This window comes from Anaerocolumna sp. MB42-C2 (assembly GCF_030913705.1).
In the GTDB taxonomy this organism is placed as follows: Bacteria; Bacillota; Clostridia; order Lachnospirales; family Lachnospiraceae; genus Anaerocolumna.
The window spans coordinates 5,029,117-5,051,877 of the sequence record NZ_CP133190.1 but is presented as its reverse complement, the minus strand read 5'-3'; the positions used below and the strand labels follow the sequence as shown (position 1 = coordinate 5,051,877).

Annotated in this window: 23 protein-coding genes and 1 pseudogene; 1 reads left to right on the top strand and 23 read right to left on the bottom strand. The window is 44.3% G+C overall.

Features of this window, described 5'->3' with window-relative positions:
* Positions 1 to 5: 5 nt before the first annotated feature.
* The 12 genes from RBU59_RS22365 to RBU59_RS22310 form a co-directional block, all read right to left on the bottom strand.
* Positions 6 to 713 (bottom strand): head maturation protease, ClpP-related, encoded by a 708-nt coding sequence (locus tag RBU59_RS22365; RefSeq protein WP_308144692.1) that lies wholly within the window; start codon positions 711 to 713, stop codon positions 6 to 8.
* Positions 710 to 1,960 (bottom strand): phage portal protein, encoded by a 1,251-nt coding sequence (locus RBU59_RS22360; protein ID WP_308144691.1) that lies wholly within the window; start codon positions 1,958 to 1,960, stop codon positions 710 to 712. Before RBU59_RS22360 ends, RBU59_RS22365 begins: the two co-directional genes overlap by 4 nt.
* The gene (locus RBU59_RS22355) at positions 1,957 to 3,558 is read right to left on the bottom strand and encodes a terminase large subunit (RefSeq protein WP_308144690.1); all 1,602 of its coding nucleotides are present in this window, start codon (positions 3,556 to 3,558) and stop codon (positions 1,957 to 1,959) included. The genes RBU59_RS22360 and RBU59_RS22355 overlap by 4 nt, the downstream gene beginning before the upstream one ends.
* A gap of 85 nt (positions 3,559 to 3,643) precedes the next feature.
* Entirely contained in the window at positions 3,644 to 3,829 is a 186-nt protein-coding gene (locus tag RBU59_RS22350; protein WP_308144689.1) for a DUF5049 domain-containing protein, read from the bottom strand.
* On the bottom strand, positions 3,822 to 4,286 hold the full coding sequence (locus tag RBU59_RS22345; RefSeq protein WP_308144688.1) for a gamma-glutamylcyclotransferase family protein: 465 nt from the start codon (positions 4,284 to 4,286) through the stop codon (positions 3,822 to 3,824). The genes RBU59_RS22350 and RBU59_RS22345 overlap by 8 nt, the downstream gene beginning before the upstream one ends.
* A 31-nt stretch (positions 4,287 to 4,317) precedes the next feature.
* Positions 4,318 to 5,217: an amidoligase family protein gene (locus RBU59_RS22340; RefSeq protein WP_308144687.1), complete on the bottom strand. Its 900-nt coding sequence runs from the start codon at positions 5,215 to 5,217 to the stop codon at positions 4,318 to 4,320.
* 151 nt (positions 5,218 to 5,368) lie between these two features.
* Entirely contained in the window at positions 5,369 to 5,593 is a 225-nt protein-coding gene (locus RBU59_RS22335; RefSeq protein ID WP_308144686.1) for a DUF4314 domain-containing protein, read from the bottom strand.
* A complete protein-coding gene (locus RBU59_RS22330; RefSeq protein WP_308144685.1) occupies positions 5,586 to 6,353 on the bottom strand; it encodes a virulence protein in 768 nt (255 codons plus the stop codon). The genes RBU59_RS22335 and RBU59_RS22330 overlap by 8 nt, the downstream gene beginning before the upstream one ends.
* A gap of 90 nt (positions 6,354 to 6,443) precedes the next feature.
* Positions 6,444 to 8,129 carry a DNA cytosine methyltransferase gene (locus RBU59_RS22325; protein ID WP_308144684.1) on the bottom strand — a complete coding sequence of 562 codons (1,686 nt, stop codon included), beginning with the start codon at positions 8,127 to 8,129 and terminating at the stop codon, positions 6,444 to 6,446.
* On the bottom strand, positions 8,122 to 9,363 hold the full coding sequence (locus RBU59_RS22320; protein ID WP_308144683.1) for a site-specific DNA-methyltransferase: 1,242 nt from the start codon (positions 9,361 to 9,363) through the stop codon (positions 8,122 to 8,124). Before RBU59_RS22320 ends, RBU59_RS22325 begins: the two co-directional genes overlap by 8 nt.
* Positions 9,360 to 9,947: a P27 family phage terminase small subunit gene (locus RBU59_RS22315; protein WP_308144682.1), complete on the bottom strand. Its 588-nt coding sequence runs from the start codon at positions 9,945 to 9,947 to the stop codon at positions 9,360 to 9,362. Before RBU59_RS22315 ends, RBU59_RS22320 begins: the two co-directional genes overlap by 4 nt.
* Before the next feature lie 211 nt (positions 9,948 to 10,158).
* On the bottom strand, positions 10,159 to 10,518 hold the full coding sequence (locus RBU59_RS22310) for an HNH endonuclease (protein WP_308144681.1): 360 nt from the start codon (positions 10,516 to 10,518) through the stop codon (positions 10,159 to 10,161).
* Between the two features lie 317 nt (positions 10,519 to 10,835).
* On the opposite strand from RBU59_RS22310, the gene RBU59_RS22305 reads away from it, so the two are divergent.
* Complete coding sequence (locus RBU59_RS22305) at positions 10,836 to 11,498, top strand: hypothetical protein (RefSeq protein WP_308144680.1); 663 nt, start codon at positions 10,836 to 10,838, stop codon at positions 11,496 to 11,498.
* 101 nt (positions 11,499 to 11,599) lie between these two features.
* On the opposite strand, the gene RBU59_RS22300 is transcribed toward RBU59_RS22305, so the two are convergent.
* The 11 genes and pseudogenes from RBU59_RS22300 to RBU59_RS22245 all read right to left on the bottom strand — a co-directional run bounded on the left by RBU59_RS22300 (position 11,600) and on the right by RBU59_RS22245 (position 22,572).
* Positions 11,600 to 12,052 carry a hypothetical protein gene (locus RBU59_RS22300; protein WP_308144679.1) on the bottom strand — a complete coding sequence of 151 codons (453 nt, stop codon included), beginning with the start codon at positions 12,050 to 12,052 and terminating at the stop codon, positions 11,600 to 11,602.
* Positions 12,049 to 13,409: pseudogene (locus RBU59_RS22295) on the bottom strand (SNF2-related protein). Before RBU59_RS22295 ends, RBU59_RS22300 begins: the two are co-directional and overlap by 4 nt.
* Positions 13,406 to 13,696 carry a VRR-NUC domain-containing protein gene (locus RBU59_RS22290; RefSeq protein WP_308144678.1) on the bottom strand — a complete coding sequence of 97 codons (291 nt, stop codon included), beginning with the start codon at positions 13,694 to 13,696 and terminating at the stop codon, positions 13,406 to 13,408. The pseudogene RBU59_RS22295 and the gene RBU59_RS22290 overlap by 4 nt, the downstream one beginning before the upstream one ends.
* Positions 13,697 to 13,957: 261 nt before the next feature.
* The gene (locus tag RBU59_RS22285; protein ID WP_308144677.1) at positions 13,958 to 16,303 is read right to left on the bottom strand and encodes a virulence-associated E family protein; all 2,346 of its coding nucleotides are present in this window, start codon (positions 16,301 to 16,303) and stop codon (positions 13,958 to 13,960) included.
* Positions 16,269 to 16,718, bottom strand: coding sequence for a DUF7768 domain-containing protein (locus tag RBU59_RS22280; protein WP_308144676.1), 450 nt, complete (start codon positions 16,716 to 16,718; stop codon positions 16,269 to 16,271). Before RBU59_RS22280 ends, RBU59_RS22285 begins: the two co-directional genes overlap by 35 nt.
* Positions 16,715 to 17,779, bottom strand: a complete 1,065-nt coding sequence (locus RBU59_RS22275) for a DUF932 domain-containing protein (protein WP_308144675.1) — start codon at positions 17,777 to 17,779, stop codon at positions 16,715 to 16,717. Before RBU59_RS22275 ends, RBU59_RS22280 begins: the two co-directional genes overlap by 4 nt.
* Positions 17,780 to 17,858: 79 nt before the next feature.
* A complete protein-coding gene (locus RBU59_RS22270; protein ID WP_308144674.1) occupies positions 17,859 to 19,832 on the bottom strand; it encodes a DNA polymerase in 1,974 nt (657 codons plus the stop codon).
* Complete coding sequence (locus RBU59_RS22265) at positions 19,829 to 20,407, bottom strand: DUF2815 family protein (RefSeq protein ID WP_308144673.1); 579 nt, start codon at positions 20,405 to 20,407, stop codon at positions 19,829 to 19,831. The genes RBU59_RS22270 and RBU59_RS22265 overlap by 4 nt, the downstream gene beginning before the upstream one ends.
* A complete protein-coding gene (locus RBU59_RS22260) occupies positions 20,407 to 21,531 on the bottom strand; it encodes a DUF2800 domain-containing protein (protein WP_308144672.1) in 1,125 nt (374 codons plus the stop codon). The genes RBU59_RS22265 and RBU59_RS22260 overlap by 1 nt, the downstream gene beginning before the upstream one ends.
* A complete protein-coding gene (locus tag RBU59_RS22255; protein ID WP_308144671.1) occupies positions 21,528 to 21,851 on the bottom strand; it encodes an rRNA biogenesis protein rrp5 in 324 nt (107 codons plus the stop codon). Before RBU59_RS22255 ends, RBU59_RS22260 begins: the two co-directional genes overlap by 4 nt.
* A gap of 277 nt (positions 21,852 to 22,128) precedes the next feature.
* Complete coding sequence (locus tag RBU59_RS22245) at positions 22,129 to 22,572, bottom strand: RNA polymerase sigma factor (RefSeq protein WP_308144669.1); 444 nt, start codon at positions 22,570 to 22,572, stop codon at positions 22,129 to 22,131.
* Positions 22,573 to 22,761: the final 189 nt, after the last annotated feature.

Here is a 22,761-nt window from a genome sequence, read left to right as displayed (position 1 = left end):
TAAATTTAGTGAGAAATTAAAGAGAGCCGCTGATAAAGCGACTCAATTGGGGTTCCGGTTTTCGGTTTTGCTTTCTGCTGTTTAGGGATTTTCCCAAGTAGGGAGTTGGTAACGGCTGTACGAGAAAAAATAAGCACCTGACCGGTATCTAGAGAGCTTCGTTCCTCCTCAGCACTAAACAGGATTTTATCAGCAAAACCAAGCTCAATGGCTTTGTTGGCATTCATCCACGTTTCCGCATCCATAAGGTGAGATAGCTTTGTGCGTGCAAGCCCGGACTTTAACTCGTAAGCATTGATAATGCTTTCCTTAACCTCATCCAGGAGGACTTTGGCACGAAGCATTTCCTCGCTGTCACCGATGGCTATTGTACTTGGATTGTGAATCATCAGCATCGATACTGGAGACATATACACATCTCCTCCCGCCATTGCGATAACACTTGCTGCAGAAGCTGCAAGCCCATCAATCTTGACTGTGACACGCCCTTTATAATCCATGAGCATGTTATAAATCTGAGCAGCTGCAAACACATCCCCGCCGGGTGAATTAATCCATACTGTAACATTTCCGCTACCAGCCTCCAGCTCATCTTTAAATATCTTTGGTGTAATCTCATCACCCCACCAAGTTTCATCCGAAATAACGCCGTTAAGATAAAGGGTGCGTTCCTCACTGTCCTCATCACGCACCCAGTTCCAGAACTTTTTCATTTAGTTTCCTCCTTTACTGTCTTACTTCCGAAAAGACCCGCATCGGCCAGTTTTGTCATGTTTCCGTTGATAAGATACAAGTCACCGCCCTCCTCCACAGAAATACGGTTCATGTTCTCAAGCTCTCTTATGTCATTGGCAGATAGCCAGCCGTTCTGTCGTCCTGTTGCATAACCTGTCATACGACTTTGATAGTCACCTCTGAGAAGACCATCAAGATTGAACTTGATAAACAAAGACGATTTCTCAGATGGCATGAGCAAAGATTGCTGCAAGGCTTGTTCCCATCGAACCACCCACGGATCCAGGGTGTATTTTACGAACTCTAGGGACTGTTGCTCGATATTGCTGAAGCTGGACTTTTCTAAATCGCCAACCATATGTGGAGGAACTCTGAATATCCGCGCTATTTCATTGATTTGAAATTTCCTTGTTTCAAGAAACTGTGCCTGTTCAGGAGGGATTGACATCTGTTGGAACTTCAAACCCTCCTCAAGTACAGCCACCTTGTGGGCGTTTACACCGGAAAACTGGGCTTGCCAACTCTCTCTTAAGCGGTCTGGGTCCTTTACCACGCCAGGATGTTCAAGGACACCGCCGGGATTTGCTCCATTGGCAAAAAAAGAAGCTCCATATTCCTCGGTAGCCAGTGACATACCTATAGCATTCTTAGCCATAGCGATAGGACTGTAACCGATAAGCCCATCAAATCCCAAGCCAGGTATATGCAGAATTTCATCACTTCTGAGGGTAATATAACCTCCCTTGGGATTAATTCCACTTTCATCTGCATCACGGTAATAGGTATAAACAAGTGCACCACTCGCACTACGACTCACTTCCATCTTGCTCGGCAATAAGGGGTATAGTGCTACTGCCTGCCCACGCCCATTACGAAGTATTTGAGCATAAGCATTTCCCCAAATTAAAAGATGACCCATCAGTGTTTCTCGGAACACGAATGAGGTCATCTCCGGATTTGGTTCATCATGAAGAAGGTAATACAAAGGATGGGAAGGAATCTTTTCCTTTCCACCATCGGAACGGTATCGGTACAAATGGAGTGGAAGTCCCGCAATAGCTTCTGAAAGTATCCTCACACAGGCATACACTGCAGTAGTCTGCATGGCAGTCCGTTCGTTGACACTCTTTCCACTGCTGGTACTGCCAAACAAAAAGGATGCACCAATTCCTAAGCGGTTCTTAGGCTTATCACGAGATTTAAATAGTCCTGAAAGTAAATTCATAATATTAATAACCCCCTATTGTCATATACAGATTCTCCACTACTTGAACCACAACGAAGGGCACGGTCAAGAGCCATGATGGTAGCAACCGCTCCATCTATCTTCTCCGTACTCTTTTCCTTATCCGGTTTGATATTACCGGCAGGATCGGTTCGAATAAAAATGTTATCCATCATCCACCGTAATACCGGATGACCGCCATGTGCAAGCTTTTCCTCAAGTGTCAGCTTCATCAGTTCCTTGGTTGGAGGACTCATGTCCTTAAACCCCTGCCCAAAGGGAACCACTGTGAAGCCTAAACCTTCTAGGTTCTGTACCATTTGCACTGCACCCCATCGGTCAAAGGCAATTTCACGAATGTTAAATTTCACACCCAACTCCTCAATGAAGTGTTCGATAAAGCCGTAATGTACCACATTACCCTCCGTGGTCATGAGGTATCCCTGTCTTTCCCAGAGATCATACTGTACATGATCACGGCGGACCCTTAAAACAATATTGTCCTCCGGCATCCAAAAGAACGGTAAGATTTCATACTTGGCGCTATCCGATAAGGGTGGAAACACCAGTACAAATGCTGTAATGTCAGTGGTAGAGGAAAGATCCAGTCCGCCGTAACAAACTCTGCCTTCAAGGTTTTGTGCATCAACGGGAAAGGCACAGGCGTCCCATCTTGCCATAGGCATCCAACGCACTGCCTGCTTTACCCACTGATTGAGCCGAAGCTGACGGAAGCTGTTCTCCTCTGCTGGGTTCTGCTTTGCAGACTCACAGGCTGCCTTAACTTTATCAATCCCGACTGTGATTCCAAGAGATGGATTGGCTTTCTTCCACACCTTAGGATCCGTCCAATCTTCATCCTCTTTAGCTCCGTAAATCACAGGATAAAAGGTCATATCCTTTTTGCGGCCTTCCAAAATATCCAGTGCCTTCTGGTGAGTTTCATAGCAAATGCTTTGTGTGTCTGTTCCTGCTGTAGTAATTAGAAAATACAGCGGCTGCATTCTTGCATCCCCTGAACCTTTTGTCATGACATCAAACAGCTTTCTGTTAGGCTGAGTATGGAGTTCATCAAATACTACCCCGTGTATGTTAAAGCCATGCTTGGAATATGCTTCTGCAGAAAGCACCTGATAGAAGCTGTTGGTAGGAAGATATACCAAGCGCTTAGTGGAAGCTAAAAGCTTTACCCTCCTTGAAAGAGCCGGACACATCCGTACCATATCAGCGGCTACCTCAAATACGATGGATGCCTGTTGGCGATCCGCAGCACAACCATACACCTCTGCCCGCTCCTCCCCATCTCCGCAAGTAAGAAGAAGGGCGATTGCAGCAGCAAGTTCACTCTTTCCCATCTTTTTAGGAATTTCCACATAAGCAGTATTGAACTGCCGATAACCGTTAGGTTTGAGTATTCCAAACAAATCCCTGACTATCTGCTCCTGCCAATCAATAAGTTCAAAAGGCTTCCCTGCCCAGGACCCCTTCGTATGGGATAGTGCTTCAATAAATGAAACCGCATAATCAGCAGCCTCCTTGTCATAATAAGAGTCTTTACAAATAAAGGCAGTCGGTTTGTACTTTTTCAATCTCCGCAAAACACCATCTCCTCTAATAAAACGGGCAAAAGCAAAGAGCCTACACTGAAGCCCTTTGCTTTTACCCGTTTTTAGTTGTTGATATTTAAATTTCGTCTGCCTTTCCCGTTAAGATAAACTGGCTGTAATCGGCCTTGTGTTCTATAAGATACACTACGAGTTCATAATATCCTAGCTCATATGCAATGTATTGCACTCTCGGGACATCAAACATATTTGTGATACCACTCATTCGTATGGCCAAAATCTGTTCCCTTACCTTTTCATTCATATACAACATCCTCTGATTCAACAGAATCTTTTGCTGCCTGACGCAAGATATCTAAATCGAAACCGGCATCCTTATAGCCTTCCATTATTGTATTATAATAATAGCAGCTTGGCATCCCCAATGGTCTTCCATCATTCATAATATAAACAAACGCCTTGATGGATTTTCCTTTCAGTTTCACCCGAACCGTTTCCTTGCGGTAAAGAAATGGCCACCCCTCATAACGATCAAGAGAAGCTTCATCGGCAGGTGTCGTCTCCCAGACTAATACCGGAACTCTTCCGCCTTTGAATGGTTCTACGGTTGCCACCGCTCCTGCGTGAGCACCCCGAAACAAAAGCCTATAATCCTTCATTTCACTTACCCCGACGACTCTTGCCGTGGGGCATCGATGTACCATTTGCTTTAAATTTAAATTTGACCCGTAAGCAAGATACAACTTTATATTCTTATCCATTCTCGTATTCCTCCTTCAATCTTTCGCTTTTTCAGGCAGCCCGAAATCGCCATGCCGCCGACCCATCCAAATGCGCTATCAAGTGTTCACGACAGTTAGCAAATTCGTCACCGATAAATCCGATGCGGTTTAAATAGGTCCGCATTGCAAACTTCTCATTCTCCGTCTGCGGTTTTCTTGCTGATGCACATTTCTGTGTCAAAGCCTGATTGTTTAGTGCAAGGGCAAGAACAATGTAGCTCCTAATCTTACCTGCATGAAGCTCCGAATTAAATCCCCTGAGTTCCACCGTGTGGTTTCCGGTAAAGAAACTGTGGAGATTTAGGAAGTGGTATCGGCTTTGATGGTAGTGTTGGCTACGTGTTTCACTGTATCCTTCATACCAGATTTCCTCAATCGCACGCATTGTCTTTGGTTTCTTTTGGTTCATCTTTTCTACCAAAAGGCTATCCATCTTTTTGCAATAACCCATTCTCGCAGGTGCAATCTGCAATGCCTTATAAAAAAGATCATTCTTGCTTGCGATAATGTTTATAAAGTTACGAATGCTCCTTGGTGAATGGTTTGACCCATCGAGGTGTATGTGTATCCCGCAAGAGGAGTTTGCAAAAGCACCTACGTGTCTAAGCTGTCTTACCAGTTCCTGCAGGGTTTCAATGTCTTCTTTGTAGGCCAACACCGGGCTGACAAGCTCCACGCTGTATTCTTTATCTGCATTTGCTTTGGAACCGCCTTGTTTCTTCTGGCAAGCTATGCTTCCGTCATACATAAGCTTCCATACCTTGCCGTCCGGAGCGGTTACCTTCTTTGTGTCATAGTAATCTCCCACCTCAGTTACTGTTCCGTTTAGAAACTCTGCGGTTACCCTTGCAGCTTCCTTTCTCGTAATTCCTGTGAATTCAATTTCAATCCCAAACCTGCTTGCAAACATTGTCGTTTTCCTCCTTAAAGTGATGTGCTTTTGCGATACTGTTGTTCTTCGCATGTACATATATCACTCTAAAAGGGGATAATATCAAGAGATATAAAGGGAATAAAAGACACAAACATATTGCCATTACGGACTTAAAATGTGTATACTTCTAAAGCTTTCTTATGATATCCTCTCCATACACTACTCCAAGAGATGATCCACAGTCCCACTTACAGAAGATAGTTCCGATATCATCAACTGTCCGTACTGTCCCCTGATCCCCTGCCTTAAGCTTGGAATAGGGATCATCCATGTGTACCAATTCAATACGGGTTCCTACAGGGTATTCTCTTCGGAGTTTTTCCACGATTTCCTTTGATGGGAACCTATTCATCTACATTCACCTCCTTCTTTGGTTTTCCATTCTTAAAGGCACTGCTTCCAGTGAGATTTTTTAATAAAATCTTGCGAGCAACTTTATATTCGTCACCCACAAACCCTAGTCGAATAAGGAAAACACGGAAGGCGAACTTCTCATTTTCTACAGGTTTCACCTTTGCTGTTACTCTGGAATGTTCTTTAGCCACTCTGTATAAGGCACTGACAAAATGTGAATAAGCATCCACCTCATCTCCTGTTGCTTCTGCCGAAAACCAAGGGAACTTGATTGTGGTATCCGTTTTTTCAATTGGAAGTTCATCCGTACCAATGGCTTTCTTGATAAGTTCAGACTTACTGGCAATCATCCGTTCTAGGTTTGATAAAGAATTTTCATTAAATCCCTCCAATGGCATTTCAATCGCGAGCATTTCTGGGGCATCGTTAGGTGAAGGACCATCGTAATAATAATCGCAGTCATAATTCCTCAGTGGTGCCAATTCCGGTATGTAAATCTCTACCGGTTCTTCCATAAGTTCTTCAAGAATAAATGCTCTACCACTTTCGGGATCAACAAATCCCCGCTCTGCCAGAGCATCTAACAGCTCCTGCGTAAGTTCCCCCGAAAGTTCTCCATACTTACCAACGGTAAACTCTCCAACGGCATAATCAAAGGATGGAGCACCTTTGTATTCCAACGGTTTATTCATAATTTCACTGATTGCTATGGCTAGTTCCTTACGGTTTGTGCTTCTTAAGTTGTAATGAGCTATCATTTCAATTACCTACCTTTCAATTTGGTAGTTACATATATCACTCTAAAGCTGTTATATAGCAAGTGTTATATTTGATAAGAATGAAAGATTTTACATTCCTCTTTGTGCTGCCTCAACAACCCCACGCATAACAAAGCAGACGCAAGGAAGAGCAACTCCATTCCCCCACATTTTATATTCCGCTGAATCAGAACGGGGATTTTGAAGCCATTTTATAATCTGCTTTCTGGTCTTAGCTTTCGTAGAAGTACAGCAGATGTGGCGATGAGTTTCAAACACTTCAGACCACCAACCAATCTCCTCCTCTGTAGGGTCCGATGTTTCAAGACCTTCACACCACCAGTCAGGAAAGCCCTGCAACCTTGCGCATTCAATGGGAGTGAGCCTTCTCACGATATACTTTGATTTCTCAGGCTTTACTACTGCACGGTCAATGCCGTACGAAACCAGCGGAGCGCTTTTATAATCCCTGTTAAGCAATGTTGATGCTATGTTTTTACTGAAGGTTGTGTGGAATGGAACATCTGGCATGGAATAAACCACAGCATGACGATCTGCTGTATTAAGTGTAAAAGAAATATCTTCATTGACCCCAAGACCGTTACCACCACTTTTTTCCGAGCGGTCAATAATATTGCCTGCAATGCTCATCGGTTTCGGTACGAAAACTGACTGGTCATTGACTGTTGAAAGTGTCGCCGATTTATCTTCCTGCAACAGTGCACCCTTACCACCACCCTCGCATCCGGAACGAATTTTCAATGTCAACGGAACATTGTTGCCGCCTGTTCCCATCCTGGAAGTAAGGGATTGTACTTTACCACTTCTATTTAATTTCACCCTGCTGTCTGCCGGATGATTTTCTACTACTACCGCCAGTTGATTATCACCCATACATGCACGAAGTGTTCCCGCCATATTATCATCAACATGACCGCCAACCCTAGATGACGCACCCGGTTCAAATACGATAGGCTGATGCCCATGTTCCTCTGCACGAAGCGTGGCAGTCATTCCTTCCGTAACTGTTATATAAGAACCGCCCTGATCGTTTAAGACACAGACTGGCTCTCCAAGGCTTCCCTCAGAACCTGTGGCAGCTGTTTGCCCCGTGCCGAAGCACGGCGTAAAATTCCTTGACAAGCCTTGGGACTCAAAGAGAATCTCTCCGGCACGTTCGCTACCAAAATCTGCGACAAGGTAGATTCTTTTGCGCCGTTGGGCAACTCCGAAATATTGCGCATCGACAGTTCGGTAAGCCAGACTCCATCCGTTACCCACATAAATGTCAGCATATGGCCATCCGTTCTTACTAGGCGAAGGCACCTCGGCGTCCGGTTCTGCAATCTGAATAATTGCATTGAGGACTGCCTTGAAGTCTTCTCCTTTGTTAGATGAGAACGCACCCGGCACGTTTTCCCACAATATAAATCTTGGATAGTTGCCATCAGTAGCACACCTCATTTCATTTATTATTCTGATTGCTTCATAAAACAGTACTGATTGCTTTCCGTCCAACCCAGTTCGTTTTCCTGCGATGCTCATGTCGGTGCAGGGTGAACCAAAAGTTATAATATTTACCGGCTCAATCTTCGAACCATCGATTGCCGAAATGTCACTAAGATGACATACCCATGGGAACCGCTTAGTAGTTACCCTTATGGGAAAAGGTTCAATTTCTGAATTCCAGACGGGTTTAATACCGTTTAGGAGTCCTCCCAGCTCAAACCCACCGCTTCCCGAAAAAAGTGACCCGAGGGTAAGCTGACTATTCATGGGCTGGTACCTCCACATCATCAAACTGTACTTTATTGCCACCCCGGATAAGATATACATTTTCTGTATTTCCTACCTGTTCAATATACCGTCTTACCACAACATCACAGAACTTCTCATCAAGCTCTGTCATGTAGCAGTTCCTACCTGTCTGCTCGCAGGTAATAAGTGTAGATCCGCTTCCTCCAAATGGATCAAGAACAATACATCCGGTCATACTGGAATTTAGTATTGGATAGGCTAAAAGCGGTACCGGCTTCATGGTAGGATGGTCTGCGTTTTTCCTCGGTTTGTCAAACTCCCATATAGTCGATTGCTTGCGGTCGGAGTACCAGGCGTGCTTTCCTGCCTTCTTCCAACCAAAGAGCACCGGTTCATGCTGCCACTGATAAGGAGAACGCCCTAGAACCAGTGACTGCTTCTTCCAAATGCACGTTCCCGATAGATAGAACCCTGCATCCGCAAACGCTCTTCGGAAATTCAATCCCTCGGTATCTGCATGGAATACATAAATAGACGCGTCCTTTGCCATCACCTTTTCAGTGAGGGAGAACGCGTCCAATAGGAACTTATAAAATTTTTCATCAGCCATGTTGTCGTTTTTAATCTTGCCCGCAGTTCCTTCGTAGTTGACATTATACGGTGGATCCGTTACCACAAGGTTAGCAAGGTTTCCATCCATAAGCAGGTCGTAGGTTTCCTGCTTTGTGCTGTCACCACAGATAAGCCGGTGTCTGCCCAAAAGCCATAAGTCTCCGGGCTTTGTTACCGCAGGTTTTTGTAGTTCGCTATCAACATCAAAGTCATCATCCTTGACATCATCAACGGTACCCATCAGCTTATTTAATTCTGCATCGTCAAAGCCCAAGAGTGACACATCAAAGTCGGCGGCTTGTAAATCAGCAATCTCCACAGATAGCATTTGTTCATCCCATCCTGCATTCATAGCAAGGCGGTTATCGGCAAGTATGTAAGCTCTTTTCTGGGCTTCTGTCAGATGCTCAGCAAACACACAGGGTACTTCAGTTACTCCTTCTTCCTTTGCAGCAAGGATTCGTCCATGGCCCGCTATAATGTTCAGGTCTTTATCTACGATGACAGGATTTACAAATCCAAATTCACGCAGGGAAGATCGAAGTTGGAGTATCTGCTCCTTACTATGTGTACGTGCATTCCTTGCATAGGGCACGAGTCGATCTATATTTACTTTTTCAAAGCGTTCCGTTGTGTTCATACGTTATACCGTCCTTTCCTACCTGACAGCAGAGCCTCCATGATATCATCCTGAGGGTTGCCGGTAAAAGCTGTGGTACAATTTTGTTTTACTATGTCAAAAATCTCATACCAGATGAGATTTGCCTGTTTCTGAAAGGATTGGCTCATCTGCACGAAGGGGCTTGCAATAGCGCCACCCGTAGTTGGGTGCTTCCCTAAAAGCCCATAAGTACTTATGGCTTCCTCGCATTGGATGTATCTTGTGAATGCCTGGGCATAGGCTTCAATCAGCCTGGGATTGACGAATTTCTCACACCCGCGATCCTTTAGCCATCTCCATGTTTCTTTAAACAGCGCATCTGCGCCAAGCGGTCTTCCATCCTTCTGCCTTGTGCTTAGGTATTCACTTGGTTCTGGCATATCCTCGCCATTCAAATCGGCTACATCCTTCAATTCATCAGCCTCCAGCATTGACTCAGGATGTAAGTCCGGAACCTCCAAAACCTTAGCCGCCTTCCCCAAAGGGATTTTATCTGCAAGAGGTTTTGGTTTATCACCGGCACGAACCCTACGGCCACCTCTGTTAGTTCCATCTTTAGCCATGCCCTTCACCTCCCTGGGTCAATCCCCCGTTTGAACTGTAATTTTTGTGCGTGTGACCCCACGCCCGTTCCTCATTCAACAGGTCACAGAGATTTCGACCGCCCCTACCATGCTCTGTCAGCTTGCTTTTGACAATATAATCATGTATTTTTACACCACTGAATACCTGGCAGAGTCAAATAGATGCTGCGTCGAAACACACCTACATTATTTATCTGTTTCCCCATCTACCGCCATCTCTCGCAGTAATCTCAGAGTGGCAGGGAGTACACAACGACATAAGGTTAGCAAAGTCATTGCTTCCTCCCTGCGAGAGGGGTTTAATATGGTGAACCTCCATTGCAGGTGTGATGCGTCCATTCCTTTCACATCGTTCGCATAACGGGTGTGCTGCGATATAACGGTCACGAATACGCTTCCACGTCCTGTTGTAACGCTTCTTAACAGCCGGATCGCGATCGTACTTTTCATAACGTTTTGCTTCTTCTTTTTCATGTTGCTCACAGAAGTGACCATCCGTAAGAATCGGACAGCCTGGGTAGGAACACGGTCTTTTAGGTCTGTAAGGCATAGGGGATCCACCTTTCTTTGGGTAAAGAAAAAGCCCTCACAGGGCTGACCCCGGAAGGCTTTGTCACAATATCTGACACTATGATTATAACACACCTTAAAGCAAACATTACGCCAGAATTCCGCCATTTTATATAACAGTAAAACCTTGCAATGGAATAAATCCAATAATTAAGACCAGTTCCTACTCCTTTATACTTTTTCTTACACGAATATAAATATTGATATTACGTGAATATGTACGTACAATAAACTATAAAAATGTTCGCAATAAAAAAAGATCTATAAATCGAAATATGAGGATGGAGGTACATAATATTGAATCAAGTAATTGAAGGAATAATACAAAAAGATAAAATGTTAGCGGAAGAAAAGTATAATAAAAAAGTTAATTATAATCTTAAGCATCTTAAGGATGATGAAGACGAAGACCCAGATAAATCAACACTTTATAAATGTGATGTTGATGGGTTAACTATATATTTAGCGCAAGACGGTTTGTGTGGTTTAAAAGAATTAAAAGTACATAGTGAAAATATTGAATCAGACTATAAACTTATTAGAGAAGGCATGTTTGATTGCCTTGTTTGGCCAGCATATGCTATGAGTATCAATCAAATGAGGTATGCAAAATATAGAGATAGATTAGATTTAACTTTAATAGATATTCAAAGATTTTATATTTTTGTTAAACCCGATACTGAGCTTACACTTGAAATAACAGCAAATATTTTTAAGGAGTGCGAGTTGGGAAGATCATATGTATTCCCACATACATTCTATTGGTTGCGCTCATTTAAGAATTTTAATGATTTTATAAAGGATAGAAATTTAGGTGCATTTGTGGATAAGGATGAAAACGATCAATTTATAGCAAAAGAATGGATTAATACAGAAAGTTCTGAAAAAGGTTATTTTAAAGAATTATTAAGACGAGTAGAAAATTACAAAACCCATAAATTCAATTTTATTGAAGTATAGATAATTCATGTGCGTTTTTTTCACAAATCAAGCTAATATACAATAATTGAGCAGAGCTATTATACTCTGCTCATATTCATATATTTAATAGAGATGTCACACTATCCGAACAGTAAACTTCGCAGATGATTAAGGGAACTGCTCCTAAGTCGTTCTACTGTACGCTCGCTTCGGTTAAACTCATCCATTAGCCGGTAAGTGGCACCCGATTTTTGGTTGCCATTCATGTAAAACTCCATCAGAATATATTGTTCCGTATCGGAAAGGCTTGCCCATGCTGGCTCGAACCATGCCATGTACTCAATTGCCTGGCTGTAACGCTCACGCAGAATATCCAGCTTATCAATCTGTGCTGCCAGCTTATCAGTACTCGCCTGATGATTTCGTGCCGTCGGCATTCCTGATAGCTTCGGACTTCTTGGTAATACCATTTTCTCATATACGTCTTTTATTTCCTGCGGTGTGTTATTAATGATAAAGCACATATTATTGTAATCCTGGATAGCAGCAACGGCAGCCGCATTCTTGTTGATATATTTCGAAGCAATCATCATAATACCGCCTCCTTAAGATTGGCTTTTACTGCATCTATTAGTGCAGTTTGGGTTTTGTCCTTATGCCTTAGTGCATTCATTACCTGCTCGTCAATCGTTCCTTTTGTAATGATGTGATGTATTACTACCGTACATTTCTGCCCCTGTCTCCACAGTCTTGCATATGTCTGTTGATATAATTCTAACGACCACGTCAGTCCGAACCACACAAGAGTGGAACCTCCAGTCTGAAGATTAAGGCCGTGCCCGGCAGAAGCCGGGTGAATAACTGCTACTGGTATCTCTCCTTCATTCCAACGTTTAATACAGTCTTCCGAAATAATCTGTTGTGCCGGAAATCGTTCCAAAATCCGTTCAAGATCATGCTTATACCAATATGCAATAAGAACTGGTTTTCCGTTTGCTGCTTCAATTATGTCCTCCAGTGCATCCAGTTTTCTGTCATGGATACGGACTACACTTCCATTCTCATCATAGACTGCTCCGTTTGCCATCTGGAGAAGCTTATTACTTAAAGTGGCTGCATTGGTAACATCAATCTCTTTATCTTTTAAGGAAACCACCATATCCTTCTTCAAGGTTTCATAATGTCCCATTTCTTCTTTTGATAAACTTACCGAAACTTCATTCATAACTAACTCCGGTAGTTTTAAGTAATCCGTATTTTTCATGCTAATGGTAATATCGGAAATTAAGTGGTATATTGCTTCTTCAGCTCCCGGTTTTGGCTTATAACTGAATATGACCTGTTGGTTTCTTTTATCCGGTTCGAAAAAGTTATCCCTGAAGCGGGTGATATATCGCCCAAGTCTCTGACCCATATCCAGAATACCAATTTCCGCCCAAAGGTCGATAAGACCGTTAGAAGCAGGTGTTCCTGTTAAACCCACCATCCTTTTTATTCCCGGACGTACTTTCCGAAGTGCTCGAAAGCGTTTTGATCCATATGCCTTGAAAGATGACAGTTCATCAACAACCACCATATCATAGTCAAACGGGATACCACTTTTCGTCACAAGCCAATCTACATTTTCCCTATTGATGATGTAAACCTGCGCTCTCTTAAGTAATGCAACCTTCCGCTGATGTTCACTTCCAATAGCGATGGCATAAGTTAAGCCTTTTAAATCATCCCATTTTTCAACCTCAGCAGGCCATGTCATGGATGCTACACGTAAAGGTGCTATGACCAGCACTTTTCGGATTAGGAAGGAATCCAGTGTCAGATCGAAAATTGCTGTCAGGGTAATTGCGGTTTTACTCAACCCAAGCCCATATCAAGGAATATCGCTGCAATTGGCTTCTCCAGTAGGTAATCAATTGCATATTGCTGATAAGCGTGTGGTATGAACTTCATTTGGCATCACCTCCTAAGATCTCCATAAGCATTGGCTTAATCTGCTCCTCATCATCAATAACAAACACTTTAAATCCAAGACGTTGAAGCATTCCATGCCTTTGTAACTGTAATGGTCTGGGTTTCATCCCATGCTTTTTTACTTCAGTAAATGCAGCTCTGCCACCTGGAAGTAATATTAATCTGTCCGGTACTCCGTCAAAGCCCGGAGAATTAAACTTTAGTGCTATACCACCGTAACTTTTGACTTCTTTGACCAGTTTCTGCTCAATATATTTCTCTCTCATGATTGCCTCCATGTGTTCCCAAAATCCAAAATATCTCTATACGCGCGTATATATGTGTATGCGTGCACCCAATTGCTCTTTATCATTACTATTATTTTAAATAATAATAATTGGAACAATGGAACACAGATTATTATGCATCCTACTACATAAGGGCTGCCGCCCGTTCCCATGTAATGTACCGAAGTGAGGTTCTTGGTTCATTGGAACAGGCGGTAGTTGTTCCAACAACGATTGTTGTTCCATATGTTCCAAACCCAATCATGGCTTTGGAACATAAAGCCATTGTGGACCATAAAGTGGAATTCGTTCTTTCTTGACAATACCGCTCCAACCGCTAATCCCCGCCATAATAGCAGAAATCTCATTACCGTCTATTCTCCGAAGATTGGCGCGGTCTTTTCCGAAGCACTCACACCAGATCTCCATATTGGAGACAGACTCACGTTTACGAACACCGATACGGTGACTCTCCCCGAATTCCGTACCGCTGACAAATGCCCGGCGTTCGTATAAGTCCATACTTTCCCACTCCTCAGGCAGAAGCATTTCGAGGAAGTCACGAACCAAACCTTCACGTTCATCAGACTCTATCGCTTCCCGCTGTTCTTCCTTTGCAAGCTTTTCAAGTCCCGAATCAAGGTATAGCTTTTCACCCGCTTTGACATAAATACGTGCTTCTGCCCATATCTGAAGGACTTCCTCCTTAGTAAGCTGCCATGACTGTCTTTTACTGCTTCCGGGTGTTTTGACCGGCCAGAAACGTCGGTTACCAGTAGTATCACGCAGATACCCTTTCTCGGCATTGGTAGTTCCAAAGAACACGCACTGTCGCAGATGTGGTGTAGCACGTCGCCCAAAACTGGCGCGGTAGATGTCGTTCTGCCTGGAAAGAAAGCTGCGCAGTGTCTCTAGCTCTGCTTTCTTAAGCCCCGCAAGCTCACCTATCTCCAATATCCAATAACCTTGTAATTTCTCAGCAGCTGTTTTATCCTTTGTGTCTGATAACGAAAGGCTGTCAGAAAACCATTCTCCTCCCAGCTTTGCAATAAGAGTACTTTTACCAACTCCCTGTGGTCCGTTAAGCACCAGCATGGAATCGAACTTAATGCCTGGAGTCAGGATACGCGCGATTGCTGCACATAGGGTTTTCCTTGTGACTGAGCGAACATAGGCATTATCCGTTGCACCAAGATAATCCACCAAAAGGGTATCCACTCGGGGTATTTTATCCCATTCCGGTAATGCTTCGATAAACTCCCTGATCGGATGGTAGGAACGGTCATCGGTTACCTTAGTTACCGCAATCTCATAATTCCTGGCAGAGAAAGAACCATAATGGCCATCGACATAGCTGATCAGCTGCGCATCATCTGCATCACGCCAGAACCTTGAGGGATGTGGCCATGGAACCTCACCTTTTATCTCCATACCATCAGATAACTGGTTAAACACAATGCTCTCAAGTACCGGATCATTCTCTAGGATCAATGTGAGGTTACGAAGTGTATTCTTTACCGTTCCTGTCTTGTCAAGGTCAAGATGCTTCTGCCAATCCCCGTCGGAAAATTCCGACGCGGCCTGTACTTTGCGTTCTTCAGCAAATTGTTCCCTAACTCTCTCGTCCTTTACGGCAAGCTCATTCATTGCTTTAAAGGATGGAAGCTTGCCGGGTGGTGTATTATCAGAGACCTTATCATCAAGTTCCCTGAACCGGTGAATTCTAACAAGGTCAAAGGCATTCAGCAAACGACCGCAGGCAGGGTCAGTGGCATGGTGGCTGTAGGCAAACTTGCCATCATATATTACTAAGCCTGCGGACGAATCGGCAGGGATATAATCATAACGACCATTCATAACGCTTGGTTCATATACATCCGAAAGAAAAGTTTCAATTGCTTCCTCTATGGAATACGTCCTGCAGAACACTCCTATAATTCCTTCCTTCGTAAGTGGATCAGATTGCTTTATTATCTGCCTCCGCACGACCTCTGATTGTCTGGATGATACTGGCCAAACGGAAGCATCGCGCCAGTCGGCATATCTGGCAAGATATTCATCCGGATCAAGTAGCCCGCCATCCTTTTCCCTGAACACAAACTCACCGTCAGCAGGTGTGGATGGCCAATACATCAGCCGGGATGCTTCGTAAGTGGTATCGTCGAAAAGATCGATGCCGATCTCCTTTGCCACCATGCGACCCAGTGCGGGGTATTCATCCTCGACTACCTCACGGGAAAGCGGAATGATGAGTCTTAATCGTGGAGCCTCCGGTGTATGTTTGTGTGTAGAATAAGCTAGACATCGCCAGTCATGAAGCAAATCTATCTGCTCCCATATGCTCGGCTCTGCATAATCCATATCCAAAGTGAGCATGGAACGGCATAGGACATAGCCGTTCCTGCGCTTACCTTCACGCAGAGCTCCGCCAACAAATCCTCCTACATCCTTGATGGAATCCTGATGGGCGCGGCTCATCTTACGAAATTCTGTAACGGTCTCTGTGGTACGCTTCGTTGCCCGTACGGTACTCTTGAAATCCTCCCATGAGATATCCCTGTTCTTCCATTTTTTATCCATGCGGCTGTTGCCTACTGCAATTTTCATAAGTTTGCACCTCCTCGCAGTTTTCCGTAAAATACCGTACTTGCATTCCGCGTCTTTTTGCTTTTTCTATTTCAGCCTTCATCCCAGTGGATATATAATCACCGAATGCCCAAAGCTCATCACACTTACAAAGCCACACCATACCGAAGAACAATCCAAGTTCTCGCTGAGTGGGATCGCTATCATCCAGTACCAGAGGATAAAGCAGGTGAGATGCAAAAGGGATGGCACCTTTATCTGCTGCAAATTTTAAGTACCTCTGGGCATTCTGTGTATTCCGGCTAATATCTCCCGAATAGGAAGAGCAGATAAACACACAGGGTTTCCACTCCTTTAGCTTTTCTTCCCGCCTTACGTTCGCCAAAGCCTCCGCCGCGGTTGGGTCTGGATAGCCTTCACTGTTACGCAGATTCATGTCAACACCCCCGCATTGATACTTTTCCAACTATCTCGTGGCATTGCAGCAATCTCCCATCCGGCACTTTCAAGTACTGTGGCACGGTCATAATCGGGAACGTTCTGTGAAGTACGGGTAACTGCATTGGACAGTCCGTAAAGTGTTAAATCCCCACCCTCAATTAAGTATTTGAGGATATCCGATTCCTCGTTACCCGTAAATCCATACTGCTTAGAGGTCAGCTCCACTACATCCGGAACGCGGGCGGTAATTCTTGCTTCTGTGGCATCACGTAGCTTATTAACCACCATGGAAAACTTAGCTTCATCTACTGCTGATCGAACGATATCTTTCAGCTTTAACATGAATGCTTTATCATCAGCCTGCAGAGTTTCATCACAGAATAATTCCCACGTTTCTTCGTTTTCCCGCCCGATATGGTATTTCCTCTTACCCATGTCGTTTACCACCATGCCATTTAGACACACCAGACGGTAAACCAGCGGCATGACCTGCACACTCCCAAGTCCCACCTCACTATTACTAATCACAATTCCTGCCTGAACGATATCGCCCTTTCTTACCTCCATTTCAAGGCGGGTATTGACCACTTTGATATACATACGGCTTTCTGTTACTTCACAGCTTTCCACGAATGCACCTTTCATTTCTCCGATAACAGGAAGCACTGACCTCATAATATCTGCATTATCAATCCGACGGTAACGGTCGGAAAGGAATGCACGTGCCGTTCCATCAAGAGTCCTTATGGTGTGCTTAGACTGTTCCTTCCCCAGCCATCCATTGACATTCTGCACTAATAGGTCAGGGTAATCTTCACGCATCTTATCGTAGTATTTGGCAGGGATGCCAAGACTTGAACCAAGCTGCCGGTGGAACAGCTCCGCCATCTTAAATTCAGATGATACAGGATGACCGTCTTTGGTATTGGTAAGATGAAAAGACCTTCCCTCATCCGCCATTAACATGGAATGACTGCCTGCAACAAAATCACGCTTTACTTTTGCCTGACGGTCAATTTCAGCCGCCAGTTCCTGCAATGTTTTTCCTGTTTTCATAGATACCTCCTGAAATTTTGATAAATATCCTCACTGCATAGCCATGAAAACGGCTGCTTGTGAGGATATTCGAAAATTGTTAATCCTTTTTATAAAACTGACATTCATAACCGTCAGCTCGCAGTAAAAGACCTTTTACCCAAGAAGGTGTTTCACCCATATAGCTGCAGACCATCTCAGTTGAAACATCCTCAGATGCTTCAATAACTACCTCATCATGTACATGCATTACAATGGAAAGCCCGATACTATTAAGGCGTCGCATGGCATAACAGAGAATGTCACGGCTGATTGCCTGGACAATATTCTCTACAAACTTCGGACCATAGCTTTCTATCCGTTCCCACTTCTTCGTGGCACCTACGCCTTCATAGGTCACTGTCTCGCTACCAAAATGGTTCAGACCCATTTTGGGTTTCACATATGCAAGGCGTCTGTCGGAGGGAAGCGTGATGAAAAGAAAACCACTGCGATATTCAAAACGTATCCCGTGAGTCTGTGTATTGGTTCGTTCCCGGACTGCAGTTGTTGCAGCATGATCCACATCCCACCACAATCGAACAATATTCGGATTAGCTGTGCGCCAAGCCGTCACCAAGGGCTGAAGCTCCTCTTCGGTGAGTCCCATCTCTAGGGCACCCATAGTCTTCAATGCCCCAACAGATCCACCATATCCCAGTGCCAGCTCTGCAATCTTACCTTTCTGCCGCAAAGGACTGCCCTTAGTAATCTCCTCGATTGGAATACGGAACATCTGGCTTGCCGACGCTTCGTAAATCTTGCCATGTGTGGCAAACACCTCATTTCGCCAGGACTCTCCTGCAAGCCAGGCAATTACCCTCGCTTCAATTGCCGAGAAATCCGATACTATAAACTTAAAATCCGGTTTTGGCACAAATGCTGTTCTGATCAGTTCCGACAGAACAGCCGGAACTGAATCATATAACATTTCCAAGGCATCAAAATTTCCCATCTTCAAAAGACTGCGTGCCTGCGCCAAATCGGGCAGATGGTTCTGCGGGAGATTCTGCACCTGTACAAGCCGCCCTGCAAATCTTCCGGTTCGGTTGGCTCCGTAGAATTGAAGCAGCCCTCTGACCCTTCCGTCTTTGCATATAGCTTTTTCCATTGCCGTGTATTTCTTCACGCTGCTCTTCGCCAGTGACTGCCTCATTGTCAATACATCTGCAAGCTCCTCTGGTGCAGTCTTTAGTAATTCCTTAACTGCCTCTTTACCAAGCGAAGTCGTTTCCAACCCATTTTCTCCAAGCCATGCCTTCATCTGAACGACCGAATTTGGATTTTCAAGATCAGTGATTTCTCTCATGGTTCTGGTGAGTTCCTCCTTTGACTGCTCATCACACCGGATTGCTTCCCTTACAAGGTCTATATCCAACTGAATACCTCTGTCATTAATTTCTTGGTCAAGGCGATAGTATTTCCACTCATCCTCCGGAATCGGAAACTTTAATAGCTTACTTGCAATCGCCATCTCGGTTTCCACATCCCTTGCATTATAGGCTTTAAAACGCTCCCACTTATCCGGAGCATGGCTTGGTAGGTTTCTCGTACGTCCTCCGTTTGCTTTGGTTGGCTTGCAGGGCGAACAGAAAAACCTGATAAGCTCTTTACCTTCGGAAAGCTTTTTCTTCTCGGCTCCCGTCACAATTGCCGCTTCTTCCAGTGATAATGGCAGTCCCAGATAAGCAGACCATACCATGGTACACCGCCAGGCTACAGGATTTAGAAACCTGCTCTTTTTATCCCATGAAGCAAATGTTATACTCTGATGCTCGAGCCACCGTGACAGGCAAACCCGTTCAAACTGTGCATTATGTGCCCACTTAATAACATTTTCATTTATCAATGCTTCCCAGATTTCTTTCGGAAGGATTTCACCGGAGGCGAGGTCAATGACACGAACCTCACCTCCGTCTATGCTGTAACCAAATAGGAGGATTTCAAAGTCTGGTGATTCCGAATAACGATACACACCGCATTTACTTAGGTCTGCACTCGAGTAGGTTTCCAAATCCAGATAAAGTGCTCTCATGATAGGAAATCATCATCCACATCAATAGCAAAGTCATCCTCTGCGTTAGAACGACCACCTAATGGTTCTCCGTCCTTTATCTTCTGAATGTTACCTAAACCGCAGGCAATGCCTTTATTTCCGTTTGAGTTGAATGCATAAAAATTAATTGATACCCTTGCATAAACACCGGAATAGACTTCTGAACGATCCAATATAGGCTGTACCTGCTTATCTACAACCTGTGGTGCTGTGTTGGAATTTGCATTGACAAAGTAGCAGTCTACATAAGCTTCATCATCAGGACGATCAATGTCCCCATCACGGAGCGGCAGTTTCAATGCAGCCCTGTTTGGAACCTTACCACCGAACTTGCCTTTTCCTTCTTCGATGGCTGCATTTACTGCAGCATTAATAGCGGCAATCGTCTTTGTATCGCTTTTTGGGATGATCAGACTGACACTGTATTTTTCTGCACTTCCATTAATACTCTTTGGTTCCCACACATTTGCATAACTGAGACGAACTACCCCTGTTACAACCTTTGTAGGGTTTTTGCTTTCATTATGATTTACGCTTTTTGCTGTATTTGACATTATTTTTCCTCCTTAAAATCCTGATTTGCCGATAGGTTTAGTGCCGGCCGCTTATCATTGACAGACACAAGGGTCGGACGTCCTTGTGGTTTGATGATGTAGTCTCCAAGGACTTCATTGAACTTCTTCTTTCCAAGCAGCTTCTCTGCCTCGGTGATGGTGATAAGTATCTGCCGGTAAATATCACGGTACCCTGCTGCCTTCAGTGACGCTGCTACCGCTTCCTCATCGGTATATCTACGGTTTGAACGTCCCTCCACCAGTTTGTAACCTGGCCATTCCTTACCTTCAATTGCTGTTGCTAGGGCATAATCTTTTATTGTGTTAGCCCATGAAACTAAATCATCCAGTTTTTCGAGAATTTCAGCAATCTCCTCATCTGATAGCAAGGGTGGTAATTCGAACTCAAAAGCTGCAAGCTTTAGCTTTGCTTCCGCTCTTGCTCGGCATTTAACCTCCGCCCGACAGAACTGGCAGTGCTCACCCGGCACAAATTCGCCGCCACCTTCAAAGGCAATCTTGGCAGTGGGTACCAGTACTTTTGCCGCCCACAGATAAAGTGATTCCTTTGGCACCGTGAACGTGCTTACATTCTCCCGTCTCGGCTGGAATATGGTCATAGACACATTATCGATGTCATAGATGTCATCGAAATACTCCAGTGCACCAAGAGCATAAAGTTTCATCTGGGGATTTTCTTCAGCTTCAACCAGAATTCCTTGCCCATATTTGAAATCGATAATGTGCATCGTGCCATCTGCTATAATAAGGCAGTCCCCAGTACCAAAGCCATCGGGTACATAATTTGAGAAGTTCAATTTCTGTTCAATAAGCACAAGGGGGTCCGGGCATTGTAGTTTAACCTGTGCAAGCTGCTCCAGAATGAAACTTACATAATCATCCGTAAGTACATCCATCTCATCACAGTCATAATCTGACACCGGTTTCTTAGATCGCATCTTTAGGGCTTTTCTCAGTTTGTGTTCCGCGAGGGCATGAGCAGCAGAGCCTTCTTCTGCCGCTTTGCTGGCTGTATCCTTAAACTCCTGTTCCAATCGAGCAGATGGTGTGCATACCATCCAGCGATGGGCAGAGGATGCTGATAAAATTGCATGATTGCTCATTTCAATGCCTCCGCATCCGCTAAAAGTGCGGCATAGTGTGCGGAATCAATTTTACTAAGCTTATCTGCCCCATACTTTTCAAGTAGTGCTCTAATCTCTGCTGTGAAACCGTCATGTGACTTCTCTGCCAGTACTTCTCTGACCTGCTCAAGTGTAATTTTTTTCTTAGCAGGCTTTGTCTCAGTTACCAGAGCAGATGTTTCTGCCTGTGCTCCGCCCGCTGATACATTGGTATCAAAAGTTTCTGCCAATGTCTGCAGGCTCCCCGTCAACTTTTTAAGGTCATTAATTACATCCAATAACAAACTAACCTTACTCATGCTCTTTGCCTCCTCCCTCACCTACCTCATTGATGGATAGCGATTCCACGGTGTCACCTGGAACGATGACTGTTAATCGCTGCCTTTTCCCCAGAAGAAAGCGTAGGAGCTTTTCTCTGACAGTTACATGACGACAGCTGATAATTCCACCACTCGGCGTTTCTTTTGAAACACTTATTTGCAATGTGTGTCTCATATGTGTACCTTCCTTTCCAAAGGCTTCATTTCATATGTGCCTTCATTAAAAAGCCACGGTCTGAAAAGGATGTGAGGATATTTATAAAAGTTTTTTCAAAGCTTTATAAGCTGTATGTAATCGGTGAGATATGGCGGAGTGGTCCACTCCCTCCTGTTTTGCATAGTCATTTACAGATACTCCGTTATAATAAATGGCTGTGATAAGTTCCCTCTGCTTCGGCTTCAGCCTGTCCACCATATTCCGGATATGCTGCCTTGTGTATTTGCTCTCTAAGTCAGCGGCTATTTCCGCACTTTCAGAGCAGATACTGTTTCTAAATTCAAAAGCATCACGTGATAAGTGAGGATTGGTATCTGCTTGTCCATCGATATAGTCATAACCGTCCATTGAAGTATGACGGCGGGTTTCTTTCCGGTTGACATTATATTCCTTCCGGTCAAGTTCAAGGATGATTTCTCCCCACTCCTCTGAAACCTCAATTTCATGAGTTTGTCCTGTTACAGATGTGTACCTGATTTTCATACTGGTATCTCCTTTCTTTGCTGCCGGACAAGCCGGAAACAGGAGATACCTGAAAAAAGGCGCAAAAAAATAAGACCTAGGCAACACTGTTTCCAGCGTTACCCCGGTCTTAGGTGGTGGCTTCTATATCGCATATTCTACGGGAGAATCGTGAGCGGCGTCCTTGCGCAGAAGGTTGTACCAGGCGAT